Source organism: Neorhizobium populisoli, from assembly GCF_019430945.1.
GTDB lineage: Bacteria > Pseudomonadota > Alphaproteobacteria > Rhizobiales > Rhizobiaceae > Neorhizobium > Neorhizobium populisoli.
On record NZ_JAHYCB010000020.1, the window covers coordinates 44588 to 70881 of the forward strand.

23 protein-coding genes and 1 pseudogene are annotated in these 26294 nt (G+C 61.9%); 6 read left to right on the forward strand and 18 right to left on the reverse strand.

Going from position 1 to position 26294, the window contains the following annotated elements:
- Positions 1-125: 125 nt before the first annotated feature.
- Entirely contained in the window at positions 126-1259 is a 1134-nt protein-coding gene (locus KX729_RS30925) for a LacI family DNA-binding transcriptional regulator (protein ID WP_219746294.1), read from the forward strand.
- A 93-nt stretch (positions 1260-1352) separates the two neighbouring features.
- The gene (locus KX729_RS30930) at positions 1353-3548 is read left to right on the forward strand and encodes an alpha-amylase family protein (protein ID WP_219746295.1); all 2196 of its coding nucleotides are present in this window, start codon (positions 1353-1355) and stop codon (positions 3546-3548) included.
- A gap of 92 nt (positions 3549-3640) precedes the next feature.
- Here the strand turns inward: KX729_RS30930 and KX729_RS30935 are convergent, their stop codons facing one another.
- From KX729_RS30935 to leuC, 18 genes are all read right to left on the reverse strand, one after another.
- Positions 3641-4297, reverse strand: coding sequence for an aspartate/glutamate racemase family protein (locus KX729_RS30935; protein ID WP_219746296.1), 657 nt, complete (start codon positions 4295-4297; stop codon positions 3641-3643).
- Positions 4298-4309: 12 nt separating this feature from the next.
- Positions 4310-5068, reverse strand: coding sequence for an aspartate/glutamate racemase family protein (locus KX729_RS30940; protein ID WP_219746297.1), 759 nt, complete (start codon positions 5066-5068; stop codon positions 4310-4312).
- Between the two features lie 16 nt (positions 5069-5084).
- Entirely contained in the window at positions 5085-6470 is a 1386-nt protein-coding gene (locus tag KX729_RS30945; protein ID WP_219746298.1) for an FAD-dependent oxidoreductase, read from the reverse strand.
- A complete protein-coding gene (locus KX729_RS30950; RefSeq protein ID WP_219746299.1) occupies positions 6467-6958 on the reverse strand; it encodes a tautomerase family protein in 492 nt (163 codons plus the stop codon). Before KX729_RS30950 ends, KX729_RS30945 begins: the two co-directional genes overlap by 4 nt.
- 21 nt (positions 6959-6979) lie before the next feature.
- Positions 6980-7588: a cysteine hydrolase family protein gene (locus KX729_RS30955; protein ID WP_219746300.1), complete on the reverse strand. Its 609-nt coding sequence runs from the start codon at positions 7586-7588 to the stop codon at positions 6980-6982.
- Complete coding sequence (locus KX729_RS30960; protein WP_219746301.1) at positions 7585-9660, reverse strand: hydantoinase/oxoprolinase family protein; 2076 nt, start codon at positions 9658-9660, stop codon at positions 7585-7587. The genes KX729_RS30955 and KX729_RS30960 overlap by 4 nt, the downstream gene beginning before the upstream one ends.
- A complete protein-coding gene (locus KX729_RS30965; protein ID WP_219746302.1) occupies positions 9657-11396 on the reverse strand; it encodes a hydantoinase B/oxoprolinase family protein in 1740 nt (579 codons plus the stop codon). Before KX729_RS30965 ends, KX729_RS30960 begins: the two co-directional genes overlap by 4 nt.
- Positions 11393-12280 (reverse strand): isocitrate lyase/PEP mutase family protein, encoded by an 888-nt coding sequence (locus KX729_RS30970; protein ID WP_219746303.1) that lies wholly within the window; start codon positions 12278-12280, stop codon positions 11393-11395. Before KX729_RS30970 ends, KX729_RS30965 begins: the two co-directional genes overlap by 4 nt.
- Position 12281: 1 nt before the next feature.
- On the reverse strand, positions 12282-13697 hold the full coding sequence (locus KX729_RS30975) for an MmgE/PrpD family protein (RefSeq protein WP_219746304.1): 1416 nt from the start codon (positions 13695-13697) through the stop codon (positions 12282-12284).
- Positions 13698-13728: 31 nt separating this feature from the next.
- Entirely contained in the window at positions 13729-14427 is a 699-nt protein-coding gene (locus tag KX729_RS30980) for an ABC transporter ATP-binding protein (RefSeq protein ID WP_219746305.1), read from the reverse strand.
- A complete protein-coding gene (locus KX729_RS30985; RefSeq protein WP_219746306.1) occupies positions 14420-15181 on the reverse strand; it encodes an ABC transporter ATP-binding protein in 762 nt (253 codons plus the stop codon). Before KX729_RS30985 ends, KX729_RS30980 begins: the two co-directional genes overlap by 8 nt.
- The gene (locus tag KX729_RS30990; protein WP_219746307.1) at positions 15181-16149 is read right to left on the reverse strand and encodes a branched-chain amino acid ABC transporter permease; all 969 of its coding nucleotides are present in this window, start codon (positions 16147-16149) and stop codon (positions 15181-15183) included. The genes KX729_RS30985 and KX729_RS30990 overlap by 1 nt, the downstream gene beginning before the upstream one ends.
- Positions 16146-17018: a branched-chain amino acid ABC transporter permease gene (locus KX729_RS30995; RefSeq protein ID WP_219746308.1), complete on the reverse strand. Its 873-nt coding sequence runs from the start codon at positions 17016-17018 to the stop codon at positions 16146-16148. The genes KX729_RS30990 and KX729_RS30995 overlap by 4 nt, the downstream gene beginning before the upstream one ends.
- 91 nt (positions 17019-17109) lie before the next feature.
- Positions 17110-18333 carry an ABC transporter substrate-binding protein gene (locus tag KX729_RS31000; RefSeq protein WP_312993003.1) on the reverse strand — a complete coding sequence of 408 codons (1224 nt, stop codon included), beginning with the start codon at positions 18331-18333 and terminating at the stop codon, positions 17110-17112.
- On the reverse strand, positions 18330-19178 hold the full coding sequence (locus KX729_RS31005) for a GntR family transcriptional regulator (protein WP_219746309.1): 849 nt from the start codon (positions 19176-19178) through the stop codon (positions 18330-18332). Before KX729_RS31005 ends, KX729_RS31000 begins: the two co-directional genes overlap by 4 nt.
- A gap of 83 nt (positions 19179-19261) precedes the next feature.
- Positions 19262-20233 carry an oxidoreductase gene (locus tag KX729_RS31010; RefSeq protein ID WP_219746310.1) on the reverse strand — a complete coding sequence of 324 codons (972 nt, stop codon included), beginning with the start codon at positions 20231-20233 and terminating at the stop codon, positions 19262-19264.
- A 2-nt stretch (positions 20234-20235) separates the two neighbouring features.
- Positions 20236-20871, reverse strand: coding sequence for a 3-isopropylmalate dehydratase small subunit (leuD, locus tag KX729_RS31015; protein ID WP_219746311.1), 636 nt, complete (start codon positions 20869-20871; stop codon positions 20236-20238).
- A gap of 15 nt (positions 20872-20886) precedes the next feature.
- The gene (leuC, locus tag KX729_RS31020; RefSeq protein WP_312993010.1) at positions 20887-22323 is read right to left on the reverse strand and encodes a 3-isopropylmalate dehydratase large subunit; all 1437 of its coding nucleotides are present in this window, start codon (positions 22321-22323) and stop codon (positions 20887-20889) included.
- Between the two features lie 141 nt (positions 22324-22464).
- Here leuC and KX729_RS31025 point away from each other — a divergent pair, with 141 nt between their 5' ends.
- From KX729_RS31025 to KX729_RS31040, 4 genes and pseudogenes are all read left to right on the forward strand, one after another.
- Entirely contained in the window at positions 22465-23868 is a 1404-nt protein-coding gene (locus tag KX729_RS31025; protein WP_219746312.1) for an FAD-dependent oxidoreductase, read from the forward strand.
- 187 nt (positions 23869-24055) lie between these two features.
- Positions 24056-24837, forward strand: a pseudogene (locus tag KX729_RS34880) (IS5 family transposase).
- A gap of 34 nt (positions 24838-24871) precedes the next feature.
- Positions 24872-25129 carry a hypothetical protein gene (locus KX729_RS31035; RefSeq protein WP_219746313.1) on the forward strand — a complete coding sequence of 86 codons (258 nt, stop codon included), beginning with the start codon at positions 24872-24874 and terminating at the stop codon, positions 25127-25129.
- A gap of 147 nt (positions 25130-25276) precedes the next feature.
- On the forward strand, positions 25277-26110 hold the full coding sequence (locus tag KX729_RS31040; protein ID WP_219746314.1) for an FkbM family methyltransferase: 834 nt from the start codon (positions 25277-25279) through the stop codon (positions 26108-26110).
- Positions 26111-26294 lie beyond the last annotated feature (184 nt).

Genomic DNA, 26294 nt, shown 5'->3' on the forward strand with positions numbered 1-26294 from the left:
AGCGGCGGGCGACATGAATGGATTGCCTGGTCCAAGGCGGATATCATCACGGCCGTCGCCGAATCCGATCCGATGCTCATGCCCTTTCCGGTATTGCATCGGACATCCATTGACGGAGCTTCATGATGTCAAAACGCCGTACTGACGGAAGGCCGACCATCGCCGATGTTGCCGCGCGTGCCGGGGTGGGATCGATCACCGTCTCGCGCGCCCTGCGGGATGCCTCGCTGGTATCCGACGTGTTGCGGGAAAAGATCGATGCGGCCGTTCGCGAGCTCGGTTACGTGCCCAATCTCAGCGCCCGGGCTCTGGCTTCGACGCGCAGCGATGTCGTCGGGGTTCTCGTTCCTTCGCTGACCCAGCATATCTTCGCCGATGTGTTGCGCGGCATCTATGACGGGATCGGCAAGACCCGGCTGAACATCCAGGTGGGCAATACACGTTATGATCTCGATGAGGAGGACAGGTTGCTTGCAGAGCTTCTGCGCTACAAGCCGGCCGGCCTGATCGTCTCCGGCATCGACCAGAGCCCGGCGGGCCGCGCAATGCTCGAAAGGGCCAATTGCCCGGTCATCCAGATCATGGACCTCAGCGACGATCCGGTGAACAAGATCATCGGATTTTCGCACCACGACGCCGCCAAGGCGATGACGCAGCACCTGATCGAGTCCGGTTATCGCCGGATCGGTTTTCTGAGCGGCTGGATGAACAGCCGCTCGAAAGGACGCCTGTCGGGATATGTGGAGGCGCTCGAGGAAGCGGGACTGTTCGATCCGGCGCTCACCAATGCCGCCGGTGATCTCGGAGCGCTGGCGGCGCGGGGCAGCTGGGACAAGCATCAATATTCGACGCCTGTCATGGGCCGCGAACTGCTCGCCGACCTTTGGCGGCGGGCGCCGGACATGGATGCGGTGTTCTGCAACAACGACGTCCTGGCGCTTGGCGCGCTGTTCGAATGCCATGCGCGCGGCATTTCCGTGCCCGGGGATTTCGGCATAGCCGGTTTCAACGACGAGGATTTCATGGAGGCCGCGTCGCCGGCGCTTTCAAGCGTCAGGACGCATCGCTGGAAGGTGGGGCATGACGCCGTGGTCGCCCTGCGCCGGCAGCTCGACGGAGAGCCGGATGGCGAGCGGGTCGTCGATGTCGGCTTCGATATCGTCAAGCGCGCCAGCACCGACCGCCTTGGGTTGCTGAGCGGCATGGGTGAGGCGGACATACCGCAGCCGGCTGCGGTGGTAGGCGGCGGGACCGTTTGACCTCAAGCAGACCCGCCGGGGAGGGCGGTCCTGCCTGAGGGGAGAAAAGCATTTGCCGCGGAGCGATCCGTGGCCTCTTGGGAGGAGACAGGCATGACAACGGAACCCTGGTACAGGACTGCAAAACGTTGGGGACAGACGAACCTCGTCGAGATCGATCCCTCCCGTTACGACGCGACATGGTGGCGCGAGCACTGGAAGAAGACGCGCATCCAGGGCGTGATCGTCAATGCCGGTGGCATCGTTGCCTATTACCCCTCCCGCTTTCCGCTGCATCATCGCGCCCATACACTCGGCGAGCGGGATCTTTATGGCGAGATCGTCAAGGATGCGCGCGAGGCGGGCCTGAAGGTCATCGCCCGCATGGATTCCAACCGCGTTGCGGAGGATTTCTACCGCATCCATCCGGACTGGATCTGCGTCGACGCGACCGGCAAGCCTTACCGTCAGGCGGACAAATACGTCACCTGCATCAACTCGCCCTATTATTGGGAATATCTGCCGGAGGTGATGCGCGAGATCATCGAGCGCAGCAAGCCGGACGGTTTTGCCGACAACAGCTGGGCCGGCATTCCGCGCAAGAACATCTGCCATTGCCGGTACTGCGCCAAGCAGTTCCGCGCCCATGCCGGCATCGACCTGCCGACCGGCGCCGACTGGTCCGACGAGCGCTACCGCCGCTGGATCCGCTGGAATTACAAGCGCCGCACCGATCTCTGGGAGTTCAACAATTCCGTCACCATGAAGGCCGGCGGCAAGGATTGCCGCTGGATGGGGATGATCAGCGGTGACGTTCTGAACAACAGCAACCGCTTCATCGATCTCAAATCCATCCTGCTGCGCACCGAGATCGTCATGCTCGATCATCAGCGGCGCAATGCCGTCGACGGTTTCACCGACAATACTGAGGCCGGCAAGCGGCTGCATGAAGTGGGCGGCTGGGACAAGCTCATCCCGGAAAGCATGCCGCAATATCAGCTGGGAAGCCCCGCTTTCCGGCTCGCCAGCATGCCGGCTGCGGAAGTGCGGCTCTGGTCGTCATCCGGTTTTGCCGGCGGCATTCAGCCCTGGTGGCATCATATCGGCTCGTTGCACGAAGATCGCCGCCAGTACAAAAGCGCCAAGCCGATCTTTTCCTGGCACGAGGAAAACGAGGATATTCTCGTCAACCGCAAGCCGCTCGCCGATGTCGGCGTGGTGTGGTCGCAGGACAATCACGATTTCCACGGTCAGGACAAGGCAAACGACCGGACCATGAACCCGTATAGGGGGGTGATCCGCGCGCTCGACCGAGCCGGCATTACTTATCTCCCGATCCATGCGGACGACATCACCGCCGCAGTCGGCCGGGTCGGGGTTCTCATCCTGCCGAACATGGGCGCGCTTTCCGACGAGCAGGCCGCCGCCGTGAAGGTTTTTGCGCGTGTCGGCGGATCGGTTATCGCGACATCGGAAACCAGCCTTTACGATGGGGCGGGCGATCAGCGGAAAGATTTCGCGCTCGCCGATCTCTTCGGCGTGCATCGCAAAAGCGGGTCGCATGGCGGGCAGGATCTCGCCAATGCCGATATCGAGACAAGCGCGCGCCATACCTATGTGCGGCTCTCGCCCGAACTGCGAACCGGCCTTTACGGCCCATCCGATGCGACGGCTCCAGCGGTCGAAGGCGAGCGTCATCCTTTGTTTGCCGGGCTTGAAGACACCGACACCATTCCTTTCGGTGGCTTTTTGCCCATCGTGAGCGTCAATGACGATGTGTCGGTACTGGCGACTTTTGTCCCGGATTTCCCGATCTATCCGCCGGAAACCTCCTGGATGCGCCAGCCGCGTTCAGATCTGCCCGTCATCACCGTGCGGCAGTCCGATACCGGCAGCAAGCTGATCTGGCTGGTGGGCGACCTCGACCGATGTTTTGCGCGCGATGAGCACCCCGAACATGCGCTGATCATTGCCAATGCGACGCGCTGGGCGCTGGGTGACAAAAGCCTGGTCTCGATAGAAGGCGGCCACGGCGTTATCAGCTCAACGCTCTATGAGCAAGAGGGGCGGTATATCCTGCACCTCAACAACCGCCTGATCACCGCCAAAGTGCCCGGACGTCAAAGCGATCTGATCCCTATCGGCCCCATCACGATACGCCTGCGCGCGGCGCGAGCAGCTCCGAATGCAACGGCTACGACAAGAGTTGGTGGTGAAAATCTGGATATACGGCTGGATGGCGACGAACTGGTGATGACGATCCCCTCGGTACTCGATCATGAGGTCATCGTCCTGCAGACAAATCGATAAACAGCTCTGATACACGGACTGCCCAGGACAGGACCTGCGCAAGATGATGTCTCGAGACTGCATGGAAAAGCCAGGCGGGTGTGCCCGTCTGGCTAACCTACCGACGAAATAGCTGCGATCAGCTCCGCCTTGCGCATCTGCGGGGCTGGGTAGGCGCGGCGACTGTGGGTGAGACTAAGGCCAACAAGGCTTTCGGCGAGCTTCACCACCAGTGATAGAGGATCCACCATCGGGATATTCAACGCTTCAAGTCCGGCGTTTTGCGTTGCGCCGGCCAACACCAGCACCTCGGCTTGCGCAGCCCTCTCTACCAGGTCCGTGTTCGATTTGAACAGACGAATGCCGGCACATTGAGCGTCGAGTGCATATTCGTGGACGATCTTCTTTGCCCGCACATAATCGCGTTCCGTTGCCAGCACGCTGAAACTGGCACCAAGCGTCAGCGCGTGCAGCATGGACGCACGGCCGGCGGTGACGACCGGAATATCCAGCAGCGAGCGAAGTGCATTGGCGCCGTAATCGCCGAAATCGGCAAGACAGACGGCGTCGAAACCTTCGGCCTGTGCATTCTGCCCGGCCGCCATCATGGCAAGGTCGGCGAGCGTCCAGTCATGCGCACCGACGGGCGGGCAGGACGGATAGATGACGCGGCGATGGACGATTTCGGTGTCCGGGTCCGCTAAACCAGCTGCGACGGTGTTCTCGGGCAGGTCCAGATCGGCTGGGGAGAGAAGAAGAATACGGGGCATGTTTTTATCTCCTCAAAGCCCGGCTGCAATCTGGCCCATCTCCGCCAGCCGGTCGGCGGCGACATGTGACGGCGAAGGATAGGAAATCCGGCTATGGGCAAGTTTCAGCTTGATCGCTGCATCGGCAAGCCGATAGGTCAGCGGGCCGGGGTTGATGATTGGCACGGGCAGACGCTCGGCCAGATAGGCATGCGCCTCGTGCATCGTCGTCGACCCGAGGATGATCACGTCCGCGCCGTCCTCCTCGATGCAGCGCATAGCGGCTTCGTATAGCGCAGGGAAGAACTCGTCTTCCTTGCCGGCCAGCAGGCTCTGGTTGTTCGGCTGCAGCCCGGCGGAGCGCAGTGAGGCGCATTTGTGCTGCAGGCCGAGCTCGGCAATCGTCTTCGTATAGAGGTGCCGCCAACGGTCCCACATGGCAAGGATCGAGAATTTCTCGCCAAGTGTCAGCGCCAGCAGCATGGAATGCCGGCCGGGGCCGATCACCGGAATATCGAGGACCGAACGCAAGGCCGACATGCCGGAATCGCTCATTGTGTCGATGCAGACCGCGTCGTAGCCATCTTTCTCCGCCTGCAGCCCGGCTTCGAGAATGCCGACATCGGCAAGGACCGAATCCTGCTGGCTGACATAGTTGACCGGGGCGATACGCACCGGCTTGAAATCGAACTCGATGCCTTCACCGAGCTTGACCGCATTCAGCTGTGCCTTGCGCTTTGAAAGATTGTCGTCGTCCATGGGGAAGGGGACGATCACCAGAACTTTGGCCAAACTCAATTCCTCCGCATCATTTCGTTTGTCTTGCATGGCCCAGCAGAGCAGCCGCACCCTCACCAGCGAAGCGCCCGAGCACCACGGCGGTCAGCAGGCCATTGCCGCCGAGATAGCCGTAGGATGCTGGACCCGAGAGACCGCGCGCCGCGCCGCCTGCGGCAAACAGATTGGGAAGCGCCGAACCGTCTGGTCGCAAGACACGCGCCGACGTATCCACCATCAGGCCGCCCTGGGTGTGAAACAGCGCGCCACGCACGCGAACGGCTAGAAACGGTCCTTCCAGGGGCGATACATCCGTAAAATCCCGTCCGAACCGATCGGCGGTAACGCCATCGATTGCCGCCCGGACCTGATCGAAGCTTGCTTGCAGCGCCTCGTGCGGTACCCCGATCTTCGCGGCAAGTTCGCCAATGCTCTCCGCAGTCATCACCGAGCCGCTTTCGAGCACGCGGTGATAATCCTGAAAGGTCAGCGCCGGTTCTTCGCAGCGCTTGTCATAGATCGTCCAGGCGGTGCCGCCCGGTTGGTCGAGCACTTCGGATGCCTGTTCTGAGTAACCGCTCATCTCGTTGGAGAAGCGCTTGCCGGTGTTGTTCACCTGAAAACCGCCGCGGATGACCAGTGCCCATGTGACGGGCAGGTTGGGGCCATCGGCGACACAATGACCCTGGTAGCCGCCGAGATCGGCCGTTGCCGCACCAAGGGCTTCGCCCCAGCGGAGCGCATCGCCGGTCGAGCCATGATGGCCGCAATAGACGGCCTCCGCCATGCCGGGGATATGCTGCGCGACGATCGAAGTATCTGCGCCATAGCCGCCGGTCGCCAGCACGATCGCGCCGGCGCCGATTGCCTTGTCTTCGCCATTCAGGCTGTAGCCGACGACTTCGACGCGACCGTCTTCAGCTGCAAAGAGGTTTTGCACGAGCGCGCCGGTGACGATCCTGGCGCCTGCTGCCTTGGCGGCCGCCAGCAAATTGGCTTCCATCTCTACGCCGGTGCGGCTTTTCGGGACATGATAGCGGTGGACGGCATGGCCGGGATAAAGAATGTCGTCGAGCAGTTCGAAATGCACGCCATGCCGGTCATGCAGCCATTCGACGGCTGGGCCGGAGGCTTGCGCGACGGCGCGAGCGAGATGTTCGTCGGTCTTGCCCTTGGCTTTTTTCATGATGTCGGCGAGGAAAAGCTCCGGGCTATCCTCGATGCCTTTTTCCCGCTGGAAGCGGGTGCCGGCGCCGGGCAACATGCCCAGTGTCATCGCCGTATTGCCGGCCGGCTCCGCATCGCGTTCCAGCACGGTGACGGAAAGGCCGGCTTCGCGGGCGGCGAGGGCGGCACAAAGGCCGGCAGCCCCCGCGCCGATGATGACGACATCGGCCTTGTCGTCTCCGGCGATCATGCGGCGATCCAGATCGCGTATCCGGAAATCAGCTTGCCGGAAATCGTGAAACGCTCGACGAACCGGGCGGAGCCTGCGGTTCCTTCCGCGAAGATCAGAACGCTCTCGTCGTTGACGGATTCATCAAAACGGAGATAGGTCCGGCCAGCGGCGGATTTCATCAATCCGGCCAGATCGGTCGCGGCGCCTGTGGCATCGGTGGCCGCGAATTCCGGCGTGAGGAATACCGAGGCTTTTCCCGCATCACCCGATACAAGGGCTTTCGCGAAGTCTGAAACCACATCAGCAGCCGGCGGCAGCGGCGGGCCGGGCACGCGTGGAATGCCGCCGCGGGCGTAAGAGCTTGGGGCGACTTCGCGAATGACTGTGATCGTGCCCTCCGGCACGGCCGCGATGACGGAACGCACGACGCGCGCCATGCCCTTCATCAGACGCGCCTTGGTCTCCGCATCATATCCTTCGATCAGCGTGGTCTCGATGACGGGCATGGTATCCTCCGATTGGTTGGCTCAGCCGAGTTCGGCGCAGATTTCGGCAATGGTAGCGACGCGGGCGACCGGCTTCAGCGCCTCGATCGCGGTATTGTGGGTCGCGGCCGAGAAGGCGGCGCAGCCGTCGGACAGCACGGTCGTGTCGAAATCGCGGACATGCGCGTCACGCACCGTGGAGGCGACGCCGCCATTGGTGACGATGCCGCCGACGATCAGCCGCTCGATGCCGCATTTCTTCAGCACCCATTCGAGCCGAGTCATGTAGAACGAGGAATAGGCCACCTTTTCCACGACGAGATCGGCCGGGGCCAGCATGTCGATCAGGCTGTTGCCCCAGCTGCCGGGCGCAAAATCGCCCTTGCCGAGGAAGGGGCGCAGTTCCTTCAAGTGCGGCGAGATGATCGGCTCGCCGCCCTTGGCCGGCACCAGCGTGAACTGGGCCGAGATGATCCAGCCACCCTTGGCGCGCAAGAGATCGACCAGCGGCTTGATCCGCTCCGGGAGGGCGGCGATTTCCGGTGCGCCCTGATTCGCGCGGCCATAAGCGCCCTTCGGATCGAGAAAGTCGTTGGTCAGATCGACCATGATCAGGCCGGTCTTCTTGATCGGGAAAGAATGCCCGCTCATGCTTTGCGCTCCATGATAACGTTGCCGAAATCATCGACGCGGGCCTTGAGGTCGGGATCAACCAGAACTGTTGCGTCGGGCTGTTCGAGAATGGCGGGACCCTGAATTTTAGCGCCGACCGGCAGTTCGAGACGGGCATAAATCGCCGTGTCGTGCCAGCCGCCGTCGAACCAGACCGGGCGGCTGCCGCGTTTTGCCTGTTCCACCGTCGTGCCCGGCTCGGGCGCCAGCGCCTGAAGGCTGAAATGCGGGCGGCGGCCGATAGCCGAGGTACGCAGGTTGACGATCTTGGCCTGGAGGCCTGGCAGAAGCCGGCTGAACGAGGCCTGATAGGCGGCGTCGAAGGCCGCCTGGACGATCTCGCGGGTGACGCCGGTCGATCCGTTCTCGATCGTTACCGGCAGCGGTACCGAAACCGTATGCGTCTGGCCGACATAATGCATGTCGAGTTCGAAGATGAGGTCGATGCGCTCGATCTGCAGGCCAGCTTCCTCAACGATCTGGCGGGCGGCTTCCGCTTCAGCCACCATGCGCTTGTCGAGGACTTCGGTATCGAGTGCGGCCACCGTCAAGTTGACGGTCTGCACCTGGTCGTGGCGGATATCGGCGATGACGCAGCCGAGCGCCGAGGTCACGCCTGGGTAACGCGGCACGAGCGCTGCCTGCAGGCCGACATCCTTGATCAGCGCGCCGGCATGCAGCGCGCCGCCGCCGCCAAAGGGCACGGCAACGAACTTGGCCGGATCATGGCCGCGCTCGATGGAGACGAGGCGGATCGCGCCCGCCATGCGCCCGTCAGCAATCTTGACGATCGCTTCGGCGGCTTCCATCACGCCGAGGCCGGTCGGCTTCGCCACATGTTCCTCGATGGCCTTTTTCGCGGCTTCGACATCAAGGCGCGCCAGCTTGCCGCCGATCGGACGTTCGGCATTGATGCGGCCGAGCACGATATTGGCGTCGGTCAGCGTCGGGCGGGTATTACCCTGCGCATAGGCGACCGGGCCGGGACGCGAGCCGGCGCTTTCCGGGCCGACCTGCAACAGGCCGCCGGCATCCACATGGGCGATCGAGCCGCCGCCGGCGCCGATCGTGGTGATCTCGATCATCGGCGTGCGGATGACGAGGCCGAAATCGATCGTTGTCTGGGCCGAAAGCGAGGTTTCGCCTTCAACGACCAGCGAGACGTCAAAGGACGTGCCGCCCAGATCGCCGGTGATGATGTTGGGGAAACCGGCCGCCTTCGAGATTGCCGCCGCGGCGATGACGCCCGCGGCCGGGCCGGACAGCGCGGTGCGCACCGGCAGGCGACGGGCAGTTTCGGTCGACATGACGCCGCCGTTCGACTGGACGATATGGAAACGCCCGCCAAAGGCTTCGCTCTTCAGCGCATTCGTCAGTTTGCCGAGATAACCGCCCACGACCGGCTGCAGATAGGCGTTGAGCGCCGTGGTGGAGGTGCGTTCGAATTCGCGGATCTCGGGCAGGATCTGCGACGAGCAGGCGACGTTTTCGTTCGGCCAGACGGATTGTGCGGCTTCGAGTGCAGCCATTTCGTTGGCCGGGTTGGCATAGGCGTTGATGAAGACGATGGCGAGTGCTTCCGCACCGGCGGCCAGCGCACGACGGGCGGCAGCCTTCACCTGTTCCGGATCGAGCGTTTCGCGCACCGTGCCATCGGCCAGCACGCGCTCGTTCACCTCGAAGCGCAGGTCGCGTTCGATGACCGGCACGAAATCGCCCCAGAGGCCCCAGGTGTTGAGACGGTCGCGGCGACGCATTTCCAGCACGTCGCGGAAGCCGGTGGTGGTGATGAGAGCCGTGCGGGCGCCCTTGCGCTCCAGGAGCGCATTGGTGCCGACTGTCGTACCGTGAACGATCGAGCCGAGTTCTGCGACCGGGCCGAAGGTCTTCAGGCCTTCGAGAAAGCCGATAGCCTCGTCGCCGCGGTTGGAGGAGACCTTGGCGGTGCGGAATTTTCCGGCCGCAGCATCGTAATAAAAGAGGTCGGTGAAGGTGCCGCCGACATCGACGCCGACGACGGAGGAGCCGCTGGTTTTGATGTGCGTGTTCATGCGGCTGCTCCTTCGCGCAACGTCTTCGTTGCATTCAAATCGATATTGCCTTCGGCATCGGTCTCGACGCCGTAGATGTCGCGGGCGGACTCGCGGCTGACGAAGCCGAGACGTACGTCGCGCGCGACCTTCTCCGCCGGACGCGTTTTCGGATTGCCGAAACCACCGCCGCCGGGGGCTTCGATGCGCACGCGCTGGCCGGGCTTGATACGCACGTCAGCCACCTTGGATGCGAGCGGCGGCGAATGTTCGCCGTCATCGGCCTGCCAGGTGAAGCGGTTGAGCGCCGCTTCACCGCCGCCGGCCACGCCGAAGGGGGCATAGACGCCGCGTTCGCCGAGCAGGAAGACGTCGGCATCGGTCATGGCCTCGACCTCGTAGATCGCGCCGACGCCACCGCGGTGATAACCGGCGCCGGCCGAATCCGGGCGCAGCGCCCATTGGGTGAACAGCACCGGATAGGAGGCTTCCATGATTTCCGCAGGCGGGATGGTCGCCATGGAGATCGGGTTGTTGGCGTGGTTGAGGCCATCGCTTTCCGGATTGCCGCCGAGGCCGCCGCCGAAGAAGGAGAACATCACGTAACGCGAGCCGTCATCCCGGTATCCGGCGATGGAGAGCGCGTTGATCGTGCCGAACGGGCCTGCCGTAGCGCGGGCCGGATCGGCCTGGGCGAGCGCCCCGAACACGACGCCGATGACGCGCAGGATGGTTTCCGTGTATCCGCCGACCGGCTTCGGCGGCTTGACGCCGAGGAGCGTGGTTTCGGGAATGATGAATTCGATCGGCCGCAGGCAGCCTGCATTGGCCGGAACGCTGGTGAAGACGTGCTTTAGCGCCACGTAGCAGCAGGCCGCCGCTGTCGAATAGGCGATGTTGAGCGGGCCGGCGCAGGGACCGGAGGAGCGGGAGAAATCCAGCACCATCTCGTCGCCCTTGATCGTCAGGTCGAGCGCGATGGTGAGCTTGCCCGGCGTGATGCCGTCATTGTCGAGATAGTCTTCGAAGACGTATTTGCCGTCCGGCAGCGCGCGGATTTCCTCGCGCATCATCGCCTCGGCCCGGTTCGAGAAGGCCTCAAAGGCGGCTTCGACGGTGTCGTCGCCGTAGGAGTCGAGCAGCTCGCCGAGACGCCGTTCGCCGAGATCAAGCGCGTTCAGCTGGCCGTTCAGGTCGCCGTAGTTGGACAGCGGTACGCGGGAATTGGCCGAAAGAATATCGACGATATCGTTGTTGATGACGCCCTTGGTGAAGAGCTTGACCACCGGAATACGGACGCCTTCCTGAAAGCTTTCCGTTGCCTTGGCGTTGAAGCCGCCTGGCACGTTGCCGCCGATATCCAGCCAGTGGCCGACCGAGGCGATCCAGCAATAGAGCTTGTCGTCACGGAAGACCGGCCGCACGAGGCGGAAGTCATTCAGATGCGTGCCGCCCGCATAAGGGTCGTTGAAGAGAAACGTGTCGCCCGGCGAAAGATTGCCGTCGCGTGCCACCTTCTCGATGACGGCTTTCACCGCAAAGGCCATGGCGCCGACGAAGATCGGCAGGCCGCGCGTGCCCTGCACGAGCGTCGCGCCGGTTTCCGCGTGATAGAGGCCGTGGCAGGCGTCGCGCGCTTCGGCGATGATCGGATTGAAGGCGGAGCGATAAAGCGTTGCGTCCATCTCGTCGGCGATCTGCTCCAGCCGCCCGTTGAGGATGGCGAGCGTTACGGGATCGAGCGTTTTCGTAGTCATGCTGCGTTGCCCTTCTTGGAAGGAACGAAGGTCTCGTATTCGCGTCCGGCCTGCAGCATTTCCGGCGTGCCGATCAGCTCGTTCAGGTCGTTGAACTGGAACATCCGGTCACGGAAAGGTTCATTGCTGCCATTGGCGCGGAGCGAGCGGTAATAGTCCTGGGCGGTGCGGGCGATGGCGCGCACGATGCCGCCGGGGAAGATGACGATCTTGAAGCCGAGTGCGGCAAGCTCGTCCGCCGTCATCATCGGCGTATCGCCACCCTCGACCATGTTGGCGAGCAGCGGCAAGCGCGGGCCAAGCGCCTTGCACACGGCTTCCAGCTGTTCCTGCGAGCGGGGAGCCTCGACGAACAGAACGTCGGCGCCGGCATCGGCATAAAGCGAGGCGCGTTCGATCGCCGCTTCGAAACCCTCGACAGCGACCGCATCGGTGCGCGCGACAATCAGGGTCTCCTCTGTGGTGCGGGCATCGACGGCGGCCTTGATCTTGCCGGCCATTTCGGAGGCCGAGATCAGCGACTTGTCCTGCAGATGGCCGCAACGCTTCGGCAGCGTCTGGTCCTCAAGCTGGATGGCGCTGGCGCCGGCCCGTTCGAAGGTCTTGACCGTCCGCTGCACATTCAGCGCATTGCCATAACCATTGTCGGCATCGACGATGATCGGAGTTTCGACCCGCTGGCGGACGAGTTCGATCACGTCGGCGACTTCCGTCATCGAGACGAGACCGATATCAGGGCGGCCGAGCTTGGTATAGGCGATCGCCGCGCCGGAGAGATAGAGCGCGTCAAAGCCGGCATCGGTGGCGATGGAGCTTGTGAGCGCATCGTAGATCCCCGGGGCCACGATCGGGCCGGGACGGGACAGGAGGGTTTTCAAGGTCATTTCAGGCTTCCTTGATCGCTGGCTGGGCAAGCAGGCTATTCAGGCCTGTCAGGTCCGGCGCCGTTTCGATCGTTTCAATGGCATTCAGGATGCGGTCGGCATGGGCCTTGCCCCAGACCGGCACGGCGAGCTCGAAGAACTTCGCGCGGACTTCATCTGGCGTGTAGGGATCGACCGCATCGCCGCGATTGGTCATGGTTTCGGCGGTCAGCACGCGGCCGTCGGCAAGGTGGATCGTCAGATGCGCCGGGCGCTTGTCCGGCAGCATGGCGGTGTATTCCAGCTTTTCGCGGACGGAGACCTTGTGGGCCAGCGCCCGGATCGTCTCGTTGTCGACGGAGGCCTGGCGGAAAGCAGGCACTGAGGCCTCGCCGTTGATGATCGTCGTGGCGATCGCGAAAGGCAGCGAGAATTTTGCCGCCAGCATGTTGGAGGGTTCGAGGCTGTCGAGCTGCGCCGCATAGGCATAGGTCTCGACCTCGATCGAGGCGATATCTTCGGGTGCGATCCTGCCGTGGGCCGCAATCAGCGAACGGACGACATCGAGCGAACCGTGGGTAAAGCGGCAGGCGGCATGGCGCTTGAAATAGTTGCGCTGGATTTCGTAACGGCCGCCGAGTTCATCGGCCATCATCTCCGGCTTGAAACCCTCAGCCAGGATGCCGCTATAGACGGTGCGAACGGAGTCGATTTCGCCCTTGAAGCCTGAGGCGACCATATCCCAGGCCATCATGCCGTTGCGGTTGGAAAAACCGCAGAAACTGTTGCGCACGGTGGCGCCTTCCAGCATTGCCCGGAGGCTGGCGCCGACGCTGAGCGTCGCGGCAACGTTGATCGTCTCGATCAGCGCTTCCTCGTCAGCTCCCTCGAGCACGGCGGTTGCGAAGGCGGCGCCGATCGTGCCCCAGGTTCCGTGCGGATGAACGGTCGGACGCAGGCGGCAAGCGGCTCCCGCCCGCGCGCCGGCCTCGTAACCGAGGATGAAGGCGGTCATGAAGCCACGACCGTTCTTGCCGCCGGCAAGCGCGGTGGACAAGGCCGCCGGCAGAACGTGAATGCCGGGATGGCCGCGGGCAAAGGAATTGCCTTCGTCGAGTTCCAGTGCAGTGCCGGCGGTGCCATTGATGAAGGCCGCATCGTCGCCGCGCAGTGAAACGCCGGCACCCACCGCCGCTACATCGCCGCGACCGCGTTTGGCGAGACGCTCAGTGAGCTTCAGCAGTTCCGGTTCCTGCATGCCGGATGCCATGGCGCCGATGCAATCGAGCAGGACGAGTTTCGCCTGCGCCACCAGTTCCGGCGAGAGCTTGTCGAATGTCAGCGTCGTGCCGAAGCGGCCCCATTGGGTCAGCCAGTCGGGCCTTGGTTCGGCCAGAAGCACGGATGCGGGAACAATCCCCGGGGTAACGATGGTCATGATCGCGTCCTCCTAAGTCTCATCTTCGGGCCTAAAGCCCGAGATAGGCCCGCTTCAGTTCCGGGTTGGCGGAAATCTCGGCTGCGGTGCCGGACATGGTGATCGTGCCATTCTCGACGATATAGGCGCGTGAAGCGACCTCCAGCGACTGAACGACGTTCTGCTCCACCAGCATCACCGGCAGGCCATCCTGGTTCAGCCGGCGCACGAGATTGAACATTTCCTCGACCAGTAGCGGCGACAGGCCGAGCGACGGTTCGTCGAGGATCAGAAGTTTGGGTTCTGCCATCATGCCGCGGCCGATCGCCAGCATCTGCTGCTCACCGCCCGAAAGCGTGCCGGCTGCCTGACCCGTGCGCTCCTTGAGCCGTGGGAAGGTGGCGAAGACGTTTTCCAGGTTGCGGGCGCGGTTCTTTTTGCCGCGGCGATAGCTGCCGAGTTCGATGTTTTCGAGCACGGTCATGTTCGGGAAGATCTTGCGGCCTTCCGGCACATGGATCAGCCCCGCATCGACCGCGGCGGTCGACGAGCCGCTGAGGGTGACACCGTCGAAGACAATGCTGCCCGCCGTTACCGGCAGTACGCCGGACAGCGCCTTGTTGAGCGTCGTCTTGCCGACGCCATTGGCCCCAAGGACCGCAACAATCTCGCCCTTGCCGACGGAGATGTCGATGCCGCGCAACACTTCCACGGCGCCGTAGCCGGCGCGAAGGCCTTGGACTTCAAGCATTCGGGCCTCCCGTGTTCTCTGCGCTCTGGCGCGCGATGCGTTCCGCCGAGCCCTTGCCGAGATAGGCCTCGATCACCGCCGGATCGTTGCAGACCGCGGCCGGCGTGCCTTCGGCGATCATCTTGCCTTGGGCGAGCACGTAGACATGTTCGCAGAGGTTCATCACCGCCTGCATCACATGTTCGATCATCAGGATCGTCACGCCGCTGTCCCGGATCGACCGAATGACCGGAATGATGTCGCGGATTTCGGAAGGGTTGAGGCCGGCGAGCACTTCGTCGAGCAACAGGATCTTCGGTTCGGTGGCGAGCGCACGCGCCAGTTCCAGCCGCTTGCGGCCGGCGACCGTCAAGCTTGCCGCCGACTTTTCGAGATCTTTTTCGAGGCCGACCTGATGCGCGACTTCGCGCGCCTTTTCGACGGCATCCGAGGGCCGTGCGTGTCGCAGATAGGCACCGACCGTGATGTTTTCATGCACGTTCAGACCGGCAAACGGCTGGACGATCTGGAAGGTGCGGGCAATGCCGGAGACGGCCCGCTTATGCGGCTGCTCGGCGGTGATGTCCTTGCCGTAGAGCGAGATCGCACCTTCGGTCGGCTTCAGGAAGCCGGCGATGACGGCGAACAGGGTCGTCTTGCCGGCGCCGTTCGGGCCGATCAGGCCGGTGATCGAACCTTCCTTGACGTCGAGCGAGGCATTGTTGACGGCGACGAGGCCGCCAAAGCGCATGGTGGCGTTCCGGACTTGGAGCATCACGCACCTCCCTTCGAGGAAAAGCGGTCGGCAAGCTTGCGGATGAGACCGAGAATACCGCTTGAGGCAAAGGCGATCACGACGATCAGCACGACGGCGAAGACCATCAGATCGATGCCCGGAACGCGGCCCGCAAAGCTCTTGGTGACTTCGCCGAGACCGTGCAGCGTGAAGGCGCCGATCAACGGTCCGAGCACCATGCCGCGACCGCCGATCATCGGTGCCAGAAGGGCCTCGATCGAAATCCAGATGCCGAAGGCGATGCCGGAGTCGATATAGAGGAAATACTGGACATAGAGCACGCCGGCGGCTGCCGTCATCGCGCCGGAAAGGCTGATCGCCTTCAGCTTGACTGTCAGGACATCGACACCCAGCGCCTTGGCCGCATCCTCGTTCTCGCGCACGGCGACAAGATGCGCGCCGAAGCGGGAATTGACGATCTTCTGGGTGATCACGAGGCTGACGAACACGAAAGCCAGCGCCAGCAGCATGAATGTCGGGCGGCTGGAGAACTGCATGTTGGCAAAGCCCGGATCGAGCTTCAGCAGCAGGCCGGCAGCACCGCCCGTCAGTTCCGAGGCATTGGCGAGGACGCGCAGCAGTTCGGCGAAAGCGAGCGTCACCAGTGCGAAATAGGATCCGCGCAGGCCGGCGCGAAAACTCAAGAAGCCGACGATCAGGCCCGCCAGCGCGCCGGCGGCTATCGCGGCAACCAGCGAGATCCAGGCATTCACGCCAAGATGGGTCTGTAGGATCGAGGCCGTATAGGCACCGATGCCGAAGAACATCGCATGACCGAAGGAGGTCTGCCCGCCGATGCCGCCAAGCAGGTTCCAGCCCTGTGCGGCAAGCGCGATGATCAGCACCAGAACGGTAAAGTTGAAGAAGGAGTTTGACGAGATCACCAGCGGCGTCAAAGCGATGACGAGGGTGACCAGGATGATGGGGAGATAACCGCGTCCGATCATGCTTTGGCTCCGAACAGGCCGGTCGGACGCAGCAGCAGGACCAGGATGAAGATGATGAAGATGCCGATCTGGCCGAGGCTTTCGCCAAGCAGAAGGCCGCTCAGGCTTTCGACCATGCCGATGATCAGCCCGCCGGCCATTGCGCCGGGAATGGAGCCCATGCCGCCAAGCACGACGACCGTGAAGGCGATATTCACGAAAGCGCCGCCGATGCGCGGATTGACGTAGAAGGTCGGCATCAGCAGGCTGGCGGCAACCGCGAGTGCCGCGCAACCGAGGCCGAAAGTGATGGCATAGATGTGGCCGACGTTGATGCCGACGAGATTGGCGCCGAGCTTTTCACGCGCGACGGCGCGGATCGCCTTGCCGGTATCGGTGCGGCTCATCAGCAGCCAGAACAGGACTGCGACGATCAGCGAGCCGGCGGCGCCGACGAGACGGGCGCTCGACAATAGGAACGGACCGGCCTCGACGACCGAAAACGAGAAGTCGGAGGGGATCGAGCGCGTATCGGAACCGAAACCGGCGAGAAGCGCGTTCTCGATCAAGATCGAAAGACCGAGCGTGATCAGCAGGATATTGCCGTCGTCGCCATGCGCGGCCGGGCCGATGACAAAGCGCTGTACACCGTAACCGAGAACGAAGAAGACAGGCGTGACGATGAGGATCGCCCAATAGGGATCGATCCCGAAAGCGGCATTCAGGCCCCAAACGGCAAACATGGCTGCCGCGAGCGTTGCTCCATGCGCGAAATTGATGATGTGAAGCACACCGTAGACCAGTGTCAGACCAAGGGCGACCAGCGCGTAGATCGCGCCCGTCAAAAGCCCGTTGATCATCGCTTCGATGATAATGGTGGGGGAAAACATGTTCTATTCCACGTCATGAAGCCGGCGCAATTCGGCCCGGCAATCGCCCGAGCCCGCCAATCGGCAGGCCCGGGCATCGACTGAAGGGCGATCAGCCGTTGGCCGGGAACTTCGGCTTGGCGTTGGCGAAGGTTTCCGGGAAGACGACCTTGATGTCGCCGCCTTGAACCTGGGTCGAAACCGGAGCTGCGCCCATGTTCTGGCCGTTTTCGAACTTCGTTGCGGCGTAAGGCATCAGGTGGCCGGCGAAGGTCGAGGTGCCGAGCGCTTCGATGATCTTCTTGCGGTCGCCAGAGGCGGCCCGCTCGATCGCATCCGCCAACAGGCCGACGCAGGAATAGTTGAGCGGGACGTTGTAGTTATAGACCTTTCCGGCGGCTTCGACGCGCTTTTGCAGGGCGACGGCCTTTTCGTTGCGCGGGTCGTGCCGGTGGTTGCAGTCCATGACGTTTTCGGCGGCTTCCGGGAATTCCTTGACGAAGCGACGGTTGGAGGCGGCGCCGTTCAGCACGCTGTAGACGGCTTTCGGGCGAACGCGCTGCTGCTGCATGGTGCGGGCCAGAAGCACGGTCTCGCCATAGTAGGTGCTCGGGATGACCAGATCCGGATTGAGCGAGCGCAGGCGCAGCACGACGTTGGACAGGTCGCGCGATGGGGTCGGAACAGCGATCAGTTCGAGGATTTCAAAGCCGTATTTCGGCAGTTCAGCGGCCATCAGCTTGGCGAGGCCAGTGCCGAACAGGCCATCTTCGTGAACGAGCGCCACGGTCTTGGCGGCCTTGCCGGAAGCCTCGTTGATCTTGACGAGGTTCTGGATCGCAGCGCCCGTGCAAAGCGCAAAGCCGGGGGCAAAACGGAAGGTGTTCTTCAGGCCGCGCTGGATGATTTGGTCGGTGACGCCGACATCGACGATATAGGGCAGGTCGTAACGGGCGGCAGCCTGCGAACCGGCAAGGCAGATCGGGCTGGCGAAACCGCCGACGATCGCCGAGACGCCCTGCTCCTGCATGCGCTCGACTTCCTGGGTGCCGGCTTCCGGCGTGGAGCGGGCGTCGCCGAACACCATTTCGATCTTGGCGCCGCCGAGCGCCTTGATGCCGCCAGCCTTGTTGATGTCCTCGATGGCGAGTTCTGCACCCATGCGGCCGTATTCACCGTCCTGGGCCAGTGCGCCGGTGACCGGCTGCAGAATGCCGACCTTGATCGGCGCGGGTTCGGCACCGCGAGCGATTGCCGGGGCGGCCATGGTAACGAGGGCGGCTGCACCACCCTTCAGAACGGTTCTGCGGTTAAAAGCTGTGTCGATGATTTTCACGGTTTTGTTCTCCTCTGAGGGGTCGGCCGCTTCGCGCGGGCATTCTTCTTGTTTTCGTTATTCTGTTCCGATGCGCGAATCGCATCGGCAGGTGTCCAGCGCCGGGCGCCATCGGCTCCGGTACGCTCGAGATCCATGTGGAAAGAGTAGCGATCCGGCCGGTAGAGCGCCTGAAGATGCTCGATACCGCGGCCGGAGGGCTCGAAGACGACGCGCGTCATGGAAAGAAGCGCCGCACCGATATCGAGATCGAGAGCGCCTGCCGCTTCAGGTCCTGCCAGCGTCGCGCCGATGACCTGTGTTGCGCGTTCGGCAACCAGGCCGGAGCGCTCCAAGAGCTCAAGCAATGGCGTCGAAGCAAGATCGGCTTCTGAATAGGACATGCCGATCCGTTCCGGCACGTGGGTGACGAGATAGGAGAAAGGCTGGCTGTCGATGAGACGAACGCGGACCGAGCGCTGCAGCCGCTCGCCGGGGTCGAGCCGCAGTTCCTCAGCCATGGCCGGCGTCGCGTTGACATAGGCAAACGAGATCAGCTTCACGCCTGTCTTGCGGCCCATTTCCACAAGGTGTGTCAGCACGTTCGAGAAGTCGGCGACAACCGGCATACTGGTCTTGCCGCTGCCGCTGACGAAGGTGCCGGAGCCCGGCCGCCGCTCGATCATGCCGTCGCTGGCGAGCTTATCGAGCGCGCGGCGCACGGTGACGCGCGAAACACCGTGTTCCTGAGCCAACGCCGGTTCGCTCGGCAGGCGCGCATCGACCGCCACTTCTCCCCGCAGGATCTGTTCCCGGAGCAGGAGATAGAGTCGTCTCGCCTTCAGCGGTTCCATGGTCGAAGACATTGTTTGTTCCCAGTTGTCTTTTTAATAAGACATTTAATTGTCTTATTGAGAATACAGATTCGAAGCCGTGTCAACAGCATTCGCTAAAGAATGCGGCTGAGATCAGGATATATGAGCAGGGGCCTGCCGATCGCGACGAAATCGGCTTTCCCGGCAGAGAGAATGGCCTCGACATCGGCAAGGCTCTTGATGCCGCCGACGGCGATGATCGGAATAGAAAGGGCCGCCCGCAGCACCTGGGCGCAGGCGAGAGATTCGACTGGCGACATGGTCTGCGCAGCCGGAGGCACCAGACCGCCGGAGGAGACATGCACGGCGTCCAGCCCATGGCCGGCAAGGCGGGAAAGCGCCCGTGCAGCCATCTCGGGCGTCAGTCCACCCTCGGCATTGTCGCTGGCGCTGATGCGCATGGTCACGACTGGCTTCGGCCCGAGTTCTTCGCGTACGGCACGGATAATGCGGGCGGGCAGGGCGGCGCGGCGGGCTTCGTCTCCGCCGTATTCGTCGTCGCGCAAATTGCTCAGCGGCGACAGGAACTGGTGGAGGAGATAGCCATGCGCGGCATGCAGCTCGACGCCGGCAAAACCGCCGTTGACGGCACGCCGCGCCGCAAGCCGGAAATCAGAAACAAGCTTACCGATATCGGCTTCGGTCATTGCCCGCGGCATGCCGTAGCGGTCATCATAGGCGATCGCGCTCGGAGCAAGCAAAGGTCCGCCGCCATGCGGCCGGGACTTGCGTCCGCCATGGCTGAGCTGAACCAGTGCCGGCACGCCCTCCGCCCTGATTGCCGCGGCAACCCGGGAGAGCATCAAAGCATGGGCATCGGAAAAGATACCGATGTCGTCGCTCATCAATCGGCCTTCCGGTGAAATCGCCGTCGATTCCAGAATGACGAGCCCGACGCCGCCGCGGGCGCGACGGGCATAGTGGTTGACGTGATAGTCGGTTGCGAAACCTTCCGCCGTGCCCTCGTAACGCTGCATCGGCGGCATGATGATGCGGTTTGCTAATGTCAGGGAACCGATGCGGCCGGGCGAAAAGGCGAGCGTCACGATCAGGTTCCCGAGCTTGCCGTAGCGGGCCTGTTCGGCTGCATCCAGGGCCGCCGCTCCCGGTCGCTTGCGGCAAAAGCGGCGATTGCCTCCGCATGACTGCGAGTCAGGTCGATATCGTCCCAGCCGTTCAGGAGCTTGGTGCGCCAGACCGGATCGACGGTAAAGGGGACGACGAGATTGGCGCAGCGTATCGTCAGCGCTTCCAGATCCACCGTCGCCGTCTCGGCGCCGTCCTGCAGGCCTGCAAGCAGCGCCTCGCAATCTTCTTCGCTCACCACTGCCGGCAGCAGGCCGTTGTTGACCGAATTGGACGCGAAGATATCGCCGTAGGAGGGCGCAATCACGCAGGTGATCCCGTAATCCACCAGTGCATAAACGGCTGCCTCACGCGAGGAACCGCTGCCGAAATTGCGGCGGCTGACGAGGATCTGCGCACCCTGACGAATAGTATCGTTGAGCGGGCAATCCGCTTTTTGCGCACCGGTCTCATCGAAGCGCAGGTCGTAAAGCAGGAAGCCGCCATAACCATCGGCGCGCGACCGCTTCATGAAGCGCGCCGGGATCAACTGGTCGGTATCGACATTCGATTGGGGCAGGGGGCAGGCGACGGCATCCAGAGTCTTGAACGGCTTCATGGCGCTCCTTCCCTCTCAGTTTCCGGCCGGTGCCGGTTCGCGCATCAACTGGCGCATGTCGGTCAGATGTCCGGTCACTGCCGCCGCTGCGACCATGGCCGGCGACATCAGATGCGTGCGAGAGCCCGGTCCCTGCCGGCCGCGGAAATTGCGGTTGGTCGTTGAAGCACAGCGCTCGCCCGGCGGCACGAGATCGCCGTTCATGCCGACGCACATGGAACAGCCAGCATCGACCCATTCCAGGCCGGCGTCACGGATGATGCGGTCGAGCCCCTCTTCTTCTGCCTGCTTCTTCACCAGCATTGAGCCCGGCGAAACGAGGCCCGGCACCTTGGCGTTGCGTCCGGCAAGGATGGCAGCCGCAGCGCGGATATCCTCGATGCGGCTGTTGGTACAGGAGCCGATGAACACCCGGTCGATGCGAATGTCAGTCAGGCTCTGGCCGGGCTTGATGTCCATGTAGTCCAGCGCGTCGCGCACCTGCGCTGCGCGGGCGGGATCGGCAATCTGTTCCGGATCGGGCACGGTGGCGGTAATCGGCGAAGCGTCTTCTGGGGTGATGCCCCAGGTGACGACAGGGGCGATCTCGGTGGCGTCGAGCCGGACTTCACGGTCGAAGACGGCATCCAGATCGCTCGCCAGCGCAAGCCAGTCCCGGGCGGCGGCTTCGAAAGCTTCACCCTGTGGCGCAAACGGGCGGCCGCGAAGATAATCCACGGTGGTCTGGTCGGGAGCGACCATGCCGCAGCGGCCGCCGGCCTCGATGGAGAGATTGCAGAGCGTCAGCCGGCCTTCCATGGACAGGCCGCGGATCGCCGAGCCGGCATATTCGATCGCGTGTCCCACTGCGCCATCCGCACCGATCCTGGCGATGATCGAAAGCGCGATATCCTTGGCCGTGACGCCCGGTGCCAGCACGCCATCGACGGTGACGCGCATCCGCTTCGGCTTCTTCTGCCACAGCGTCTGGGTCATCAGCACGTGCGCGACCTCGGACGCGCCGATGCCGAAAGCGATCGCCCCGAAGGCGCCATGGGTTGCAGTATGGCTGTCGCCGCAAACCATGGTCAGGCCCGGCAGGGTCAGCCCCTGCTCCGGGCCGACCACATGCACGATGCCCTGGCCCGGGTCGTCGAGATCGAAGAGGCGAAGGCCGTGGCGTTCGCTATTGCCGCGCAGCTGTTCGATCATGCCGCGGATTGCGGGATCTATCTTGGTAATATCGCGGGTGCGGGTCGGGACATAATGGTCCTCGATGCCGAATGTCAGATCCGGGCGGGCAACCTCTGCATCACGCTCCTTCAGCTTGTTGAAGGCGTGGAACGACCCCTCGTGCAGAAAGTGACGGTCGATCCAGAGAAGGCACTGTCCGTCCTCGCGCTTGACGACCACATGCGCGTCGAAAACCTTGTCGAAAAGCGTTCTGCCGCCTCCAGCATCGATGCTCGGCACGATGCCCTCCTTCCGTTCCCTTTTTCTAAATTTAGGCACGGGCGGTCGTGAAAATCAAATGTTGTTTTAAAAATAATACAGATTATTGTCCTTCAAAAATGACAGGTAGCTGTCTTGGAAAGCGGGAACGGAGAGACGTGAATGGCCAAGGTGACGCGGGTGGAGAGCCGGGAATTCGATTATTCCGTGCCGGTAGTGATCATCGGCGGCGGCGCGGCCGGCATGGTGGCGGCGCTCGCCGCACAGGAAGCCGGCGCCGAGGTTCTCGTCCTCGAACGTGATTCCCTGCCGCGCGGCTCGACCGCACTTTCCGCTGGCCTCGTCCCGGCCGCCGGCACTCGCTGGCAGGCCGAAGCCGGCATAACCGACGATGCGGAAAGCTTTGCCCGTGACGTCATGAAGAAGGCACATGACGAACCCGATGCCGATATCGTCGACCTCGTCACCCGCACGACGGGTCCTGCGCTGGAATGGCTGGCGGACAGATATGGGCTGAAATTCTCGGTCATCGCCGACTTCTCCTATCCTGGCCATTCGGCGCGGCGCATGCATGGGTTGCCGACGCGTTCCGGCGAGGAGCTGATTGATGCGCTGCGCGAAGCCGTCGAAAATGCAGAGATACCGCTTCTTTGCGATGCCCATGTCACCGAGCTTTTTGCGGATGCCGAAAGCAGCGTGCTCGGCCTGCGTTTCGAGCGTCCGGACGGCAGTTCGGAAGAGGTTGGCTGCGGCACGCTCGTGCTCGCTTGTAATGGTTATGGCGGCAACAAGGAACTGGTTGCCAAGCATATCACGACATTGGCCGACGCTCTTTATTTCGGCCACCCCGGCAATCAGGGCGATGCGCTGATCTGGGGCGAGGCGTTGGGTGCGAAGAGCCGGCACTTGAACGGCCATCAGGGCCACGGTTCCGTCGCGCATCCGGCCGGCATCCTGATTTCCTGGGCGACGATCACCGAAGGTGGGTTCCAGGTGAATGTTGAAGGAAAACGCTTCAGCAACGAGTCGAAGGGCTATTCCGAACAAGCGGCGGAAGTGCTCCGCCAGCCAGAGCAGATCGCTTGGTCGGTTTTCGACAGCCGCATAGCCGACATCACCCGTCAGTTCGAGGATTTTCGCAGGGCGGAGGGTATGGGCGCCGTCCTGTGGGCAGATACCATTCCGGCCCTTGCCGCGCTGATGAATGTCCCGGCAGATGCACTTTCGGTAACCTTCGAGAACATCCGGACTTACGCGACGGGAAAGGAAGGCGATCTGTTTGGCCGCTCCTTCCAGGATGCGCCAGAGCTTAAAGCGCCCTATTGTGCAGTGAAGGTCACCGGCGCGCTGTTTCATACCCAGGGCGGCCTGGTGGTCGATACATCCGCGCGGGTGATCGGCGAAAATGGCAACCCCTTGCCCAATCTCTATGCTGCGGGCGGCGCCGCATGTGGCGTTTCTGGCAATGAGGCTGCCGGTTATCTCTCTGGCAACGGCCTGCTCACAGCCGTCGGCCTAGGGTTTGTTGCCGGCCGCAGCGTCGTGCGCGACAAGCATCAGGATTGATAAAGGCAATTATCCGCCCTTATATATTTGGAAGAGGGCCTTGACTGACAATCGTCGGACTGGCCAGTATTTCAGTTCCAATCTGATGTCCATCAACGAGCCATTCGAGTGGTGCTAGGTCGTGTTGACAAAGTGCCTTCTCAAATCATCTAACGTCTGATTCAAGGCTGCCTTTTAGGAGGCAGAGATGGCGCGTGGAGACCTAACCGACGCGGAATGGCGTATCGTGGAACCACTTCTTCCCGCAGAGCGAGGGCGTAAGTCCCGTCCTTCCCATGATAACCGCCAGTTCATAAACGGCATGTTGAACGTCCTTCGAGTGGGCTGCCCGTGGCGTGATATGCATGAGCGATACGGAAAGTGGAACTCCGTCTATGTCCGGTTCCGTCGCTGGGCCGAGCAAGGGGTATGGGATGCACTCCTGGAAACGCTTGTCGAACTCGGCCTCACGGATGATTGGCAGCATATGCTGGACAGCACCACAGTTCGCGGCCATTCGCAGGCAGCGGGCGCTAAAGGGGGACTCATAAGGAGGCTTTTGGTCGATCACGCGGCGGCTTTACGACAAAAATCCATGCCCGGGCAGACGGTCAGGGACGCCCTCTTGGCTTTGTCCTGACGGGTGGCGAGACTTCCGATTATGTTGCTGTTCCCGATCTTCTCGCAATGCCAGTGAACAGGCCGCGTCGTCTCCTCGCGGACAAGGGATATGATGCCGACAGCATCCGCCAGGAGCTTCTATTTCACGGCACACGCCCGGTTATCCCGCCTCGAGCAGCCCGCAAGAACCCACCGGCTTGCGACTATCATGCTTATAGGGATCGCAATCGCATCGAGCGGATGTTCAACCGGATCAAACAATTTCGCCGGATCGCCACCCGCTACGACAAAACCAAAACATCATATGCGGCGTTTCTAGCTTTGGCTGCCGCAAAAATCTGGCTCCCATACTTTCTCGACAAGCTATAGATCGTTAAGCCGCCTATTTAGGAAGAGAGGGCTGATGCCGACTTTCACTTACCGAATTGAATACCGTGGGCACACCAAGTCCGTCCGTATTCGCAAGAGCAATCCCAAGGGCTGGATTGGCCAAGTTGTCCAGGAGGCGTTTCCAGGTTTCGAAGTGACCGAACCGAGTCTATTTGGCAAGATAATCCGGGCTGAACTTGCCCCTGACAAAACGCATGCGGGTAAATGGCGACTTCAATGCAATGATGAGGGTTCGGGATTCAGCCTCAGTGTTGTGGAAACAAAAGACTGATAACGAAGCATTGGCTGAGATCGACTTTGTCAACACGACCTAGACCGAAACGGAGCATCATCGCCAGCGGCGATCATATCCGGCATTTAGGCTAAGCCTGCTGCTGTTCGGCCGCTGCAACCAATCTTCAAAGATTAGGTTGCAAGCATGATCGCGGATGATGGAATGGTATTTACAAACCGCCCTGTATCCCTAAAACCTAAGGGTGCTTCAAGTGCGGAGATAATATTGACTAACGCTGACTACTCCATCACGCGACTTCGGTCGATCGCCAAACGTTTCGAGCAAAATCTAGCTGAGCTGGAGGAATATTCGGAGGGCTTTCCGTATCATTATGTCAAAAAGGGTGATGCGATGGAGAAACCCGAACTCCTTCGCAATCTTGCCACCAATGCAAAAACCATCATCGATATTGGTATCAATCATGGAACCCCAGCTCTTTACAGAGCCTTCGCTGACCGTCCGTTTGTTTTGATTGATCCCGCCAAAAATGCAGAAGAAAAAGCTCGACATAAGCCGAGGGAATACGTTTTTGTAAATAAAGCGGTCGGAGAAAAGAAAGATACTCTTACTCTGCATGAAAACTCCGGTAAGACTTCATTGTTGAAGCCTACAGGTGAGTTCAAGACTTGGGACATCTTGGACGAATATGAGGTAGAAGTCGATCGCCTTGATACAATCATCAAAGACTTGGGCGTCGAGGGGCCTTTCGGCGTAAAGATGGATATTCAAGGTTTCGAACTGCCGGCCATTCGAGGCATGACAGGGATCATGGACCAGGTCGATTTCCTGGTTTGCGAAGTTCAGGTTCGAAGGACATCAGAAGGCGTTTATCAGTTTTCTGACCTGATTGTGGAAATGCACAAGCATGACTTCGTATTCTATAATTTTATGAATCAATGGAAGCCAACAGCTCGGTTCTACGACGTGGTCTTCCTGCGGCGAAGCAATTCAAAGTTTGATCAAATAGATGATCGGTGACATATTTTAGAGCGGTTCCCTGTCTGACTGAATCGAATGGCTTTGCAAATCGCTCTGGTTCTGATTCAAGCTATCTGCCGATGGAGGTCGGCAGATATGTCGAAAGCCCTTTCCGTTGATCTTCGCATACGCGTGCTTGCCGCCGTTGACGGCGGCGCTTCACATAGGGAGGCTGCCGAGCGTT